Genomic DNA, 4,191 nt, shown 5'->3' with positions numbered 1-4,191 from the left:
GGACCTCTCGAGCCGCGACGAGAATCGTATTCGCATCACCACCGGCTACGACGCCGAGGGCAATGTGGCTGCTGATGCCACCGGTGGCATCACGCGTGACGCCACGGGCGCCGAAGAGAACGCGACGATCGTGACCATCGGCGAGTCGCCGGTGCGCGCGGGGCTGCTGTATGTGGGCACCGACGACGGCAAGCTGTGGATCACGAAGAACGACGGGGGGACGTGGGAAGACCTGAGCCTGCGCCTCCCCGGCGCGCCGCCGTTCTATCACGTGAGCAAGGTGGAGCCCAGCTTCGCCGACTCCGCCACCGTGTACGTGTCGGTGGACATGCACCGCGAGAACGACTTCTCGCCGTATCTCTACAAGAGCACCGACTTCGGCAAGACGTTCACACGCATCGATGGTGGGCTGCCGCGTGGTCGCCCCAACACGGTGTACGTGGTGCGCGAGGACCCGGTGAACGCCAAGCTGCTGTATGCGGGGACGGAGCTCGGTGTGTTCGCCTCGCTCGATGCGGGGGCTTCGTGGTTCCAGCTCAACGCCGGCATGCCCACCGTACCGGTGTACGACCTGCAGGTGCACCCGCGCGATCGTGAGCTCATCGCGGGGACGCATGGTCGCGCCATCATGGTGCTCGACGTGGCCCCGCTGCAGCAGTTCACCGGCACGGCGCTCTCAGCGCCGGCCACACTGTTCGCTCCCGCCGTGGCGCTGCAGTACGGCGAGCGTCCGGTGGGGTCGGAGCCCCGCGCGCAGCGCATGTGGCGCGGTGAACGCACGAATGCCGGGGCCACCATTCGCTATCGCCTGGCGCAGCCGGTGCAGGGGGGCGTGCGGCTCTCCATCGTGAACGCCATGGGTGACACCATCGCGCGGATTACCGGCACCAACACCGTGGGGATGAACACCGTGGTGTGGAACTTCCTCCCCACGGGGAGCGCGCCCATGCCGGCGATCGTGGCGGGCGGGTTCGGCTTCGGCGGCGGCGCGGCACCGGCTAACCCGAACCTGCAAGTGCCGGGCTTCCCGCGCGGCTTCGATCCGCGTCCGGCCGAGCGTGGCGTGGCGGATAGCACCGGCAGCCCCACGTATCAGGCGCGGCAGCTGGCCCAGCCGGCGGCGGCCGGTCGTGGGCAGGGCGGTGGCGGCGGTGGTTTCGGCGGTGGCTTTGGTGGCGGGCGTGCGCTCGCCCCGGTGGAAACCGGCGATTACCGCGTCGTGTTGCACTCGGGTACCGCGTCCATGGCGCAGCCGTTGCGCGTGGTGCGCGTGGCTCCCGAAGAGCGCGCCGTTCTCATCCCCGCCAAGCGCTGATCATGTCGTTTGCCAAGCACGGCCTGCAGGTATTCGAAATCCCTATCGAGGTCCTGGCACAGGACATCGACGACAACGACCACGTGAACAACGTGGTCTATCTCAAGTGGATCTTCGACGTGGCGCTCGCGCACTGGAACGTGAGCGCCCCCGACGACATGAAAGCGGTCTACGGATGGGTCGCGACGCGCCACGAGATCGATTATCGGCGGGAGGCGCTCTTGGGCGACCCCATCGTGGCACGTACATGGATCGGCACGGTGGACTCCCGCCGCTTCGAGCGCCTCACCGAAATCGTGCGCACCAGCGACGATCAGGTGCTCTGTCGTGGTCGCTCCATCTGGACGCTGCTCTCGCGAGAGACGGGGAGAATCATTCGGATTCCCCCCGAGATGGTGGCGCTGTTCTCGGCGTACATGCACGCGGGCTGAGGCCCGAGTCTTTACTCCGCCCCCGCCGCGAACTCGCGGATCAGCCGTTCCGCAGCCGCTTGTTTGCGAAGTCGCGCCACCTCGAGCGCACTGCTGTTCGGCGGAATCTGCCAGTAACCGTCCCCCGCCGCCCAGCGCACATCGGGCGACGGCGCGAGCTGCAGGAGTACGCTGAGAGGGGCGAGACTGTCGTTGCCGGCGCAGCGGCCCATGAATTCCGGTAGCCGTTCCATGAACGCAGCGCGCAAATCGCCGTCGGCCGCGAGTCGCGCCCGCACCCCGATGACGTCGCCGAACGCGACATCCACGGCGATGCCATCGAGGCCTTCCTGTGGCAGCTCCACGCCACGTGCCGCGAACAGTTGCAACACATCCGTGCGGCCATGCCACGCGGCCAGTGATGCCGCACTCACGCCGTTGAACGCTCGCGCCGCATCGGCGCCCGCGTCCAATAGCGTCTCGATGATCGCCACATGGTTGTCGCGCCGTATGGCCTGCAGCAGCGGCGAGTGCGGCCATGGACCGGGATGGTTGGGGTCGGCCCCATGTTGCAGCAGTTGCTGCACACCGTGCAGGTCGTGCCAGTCGGCCTTGCGCAGCAGCAAGGTGGCGAGACTGTCGCGCGACAGCGGTACGGGTGCCGTGAGCAGCGCCTCCACCACGTCATGTGCGTAATGCTCCGCGGCGTGGTACGGCACCTCGTCATCGTTGGGGTCGGCGCCGTGGGCGAGTAGCAGCGCCGTGAGCGGGGCGCAGAATGCCACACCGGCGGCGCCGTACAGCGCGCTTTCGAACTGTGGCGTAGGACCGTGCGCTACGTCCATGAATCCCGTGTTCACCGGCGCGCCTGCGTCAATGAGCGTGCGCGCAACCGCCACGAAATCTTCGGCTCGAGCTGGCTCGTCGCGCAACCAGCGGGAAAAGCAGCACCAGGTGAGCGCGTCCCAGTCGTACGGTCCGCCGCGCGCGGTAGCGAGTGCCGGGTCACGTTCGATCCATTGGCGCACCGCCGGTGCATTGCCCAGCACCGCTGCGGTGTAGATGCTCTGCTCGGCGAGCAACGGATCGGCCTGAAGCAAGGCACGCGCCTCGTCGAGCGTTCCGCTGCGGTGTGACGCCGAGACGGGAACGGCCGATGCCACCAGCAGAGCGTCGACGGCGGCGCTGTGTGTCAACATGCGCTACGGCTGCCGCGCGAGGGCGCGTGATCCGTTGTACACGTACACCACCTTGCCGCTCTCCACCCGATAGAACGCGGGCTGGGTGCCGTTGATGAACAGTTCACCTGCCGCGCCGTGCTTCACGGGTACGGTGCTCGCGCCCTGCGTGATGAACAGCGAATCGCCGCGTTCCGTGAGTTCCACCACGTTGCGACTCATCGCGTACCGCCCCACTAGCAGCGCACGCTCGGCGGCCGTGGCGTCGCGCGGCGTGCTCCGCGGCTTGAGCTCGAGCGGTGCACCCAGTGCGAGTTCGAGCGCCTTGCGTTCGATGCTGCTGATGCCACTGCCGGGCCCATTCACCAGCACGATCACGCTGGTCTGGCGGCCGGGTACCATCGTCAGTTGCGCATTGTAGCCGTTGATGGAGCCACCATGCGTCCACACGCGCTCCGTCTTGCCGGCCAACTTGGCGTTGCCCACCACCAGACCGTAGCCGTACATCGCGGAGTCGAGTCCGCTGCCGCCGGGATGTGGTACAGCGCCGGTGGTCATGCGCTTCACCACGCTCGGACGAATGCCCCATGCCACGTCTGGCTGTCCCGACGTCATGAGCGCGATTGTAAAGCGCGCGAGTTCCGGCGCGCTCGAAAAGAGAAAGCCCGCCGCCCACTGCGCGGTGTTCTCCGTCATGGGGCGCACGATGGTGGGCGGATTGTTGGGGCTCGCCACGAGGTGGCCCATGGCCGTGGGCCACGTGAGCGCTTCGAGTGGCTTGAAGGTGCTGAGCGACATCCCCGTGGGGCGCATGACGCGCTCTTCGACGAGGGTGGCGAAGCGCTTCTTGCCCGCCATCTCCGCCACGTACCCGGCCATGCTGATGCTGGGATTGGAGTAGCTGAACGTGCGCCCGGCATCGGTGAAGAACATCGTGTCGCTCACCTCGCGCATCACTTCGCCGAGTGCGCCCTCACCCATACGCCCGTAGGCTACGGCATTGTCGAGCCACCCGGCGCTGTGTGTCATGAGCTGGTGCGCCGTCACTTCCCCCACACGTTTGCCGGCGAGCGTGGGGATATACGTGGAGATCGGCGCGAGAACGTTCAGCTGCTTGTCTTCAATCAACGACGCAATCGTGGCACCAGTGAACATCTTGGTCACCGAGCCCACGCGCAGCAGCATGTCGGCGGTCATGGGTTGCTGCGTTTCCACATTGGCGAGCCCGTATCCCTTGGCGTACACGAGCTGCCCGTTACTCACCACGGCCACGGTGGCGCCGGGGGCA

General features: G+C 67.2%; 3 protein-coding genes and 1 pseudogene. 2 read left to right on the top strand and 2 right to left on the bottom strand.

The features are described 5' to 3' along the window. Together ACIQ6O_RS13670 and ACIQ6O_RS13665 are read left to right on the top strand one after the other, a co-directional pair. A pseudogene (locus ACIQ6O_RS13670) lies at positions 1-1,315 on the top strand (hypothetical protein); the annotation flags it as partial. A gap of 2 nt (positions 1,316-1,317) precedes the next feature. Then, the gene (locus ACIQ6O_RS13665; protein WP_396208341.1) at positions 1,318-1,746 is read left to right on the top strand and encodes an acyl-CoA thioesterase; all 429 of its coding nucleotides are present in this window, start codon (positions 1,318-1,320) and stop codon (positions 1,744-1,746) included. 11 nt (positions 1,747-1,757) lie between these two features. On the opposite strand, the gene ACIQ6O_RS13660 is transcribed toward ACIQ6O_RS13665, so the two are convergent. Together ACIQ6O_RS13660 and ACIQ6O_RS13655 are read right to left on the bottom strand one after the other, a co-directional pair. After that, on the bottom strand, positions 1,758-2,924 hold the full coding sequence (locus tag ACIQ6O_RS13660) for an ankyrin repeat domain-containing protein (protein WP_396208340.1): 1,167 nt from the start codon (positions 2,922-2,924) through the stop codon (positions 1,758-1,760). 3 nt (positions 2,925-2,927) lie between these two features. Further along, positions 2,928-4,191 (bottom strand): serine hydrolase domain-containing protein (locus ACIQ6O_RS13655; RefSeq protein WP_396208339.1); only part of this gene is annotated, 1,264 nt, incomplete at its 5' end.

Origin of the sequence: Gemmatimonas sp., assembly GCF_044345575.1 — a bacterium.
GTDB lineage: Bacteria > Gemmatimonadota > Gemmatimonadetes > Gemmatimonadales > Gemmatimonadaceae > Gemmatimonas.
Note: the sequence above shows the minus strand (reverse complement) of the source record. Positions and strands in the feature narration are given on the sequence as shown.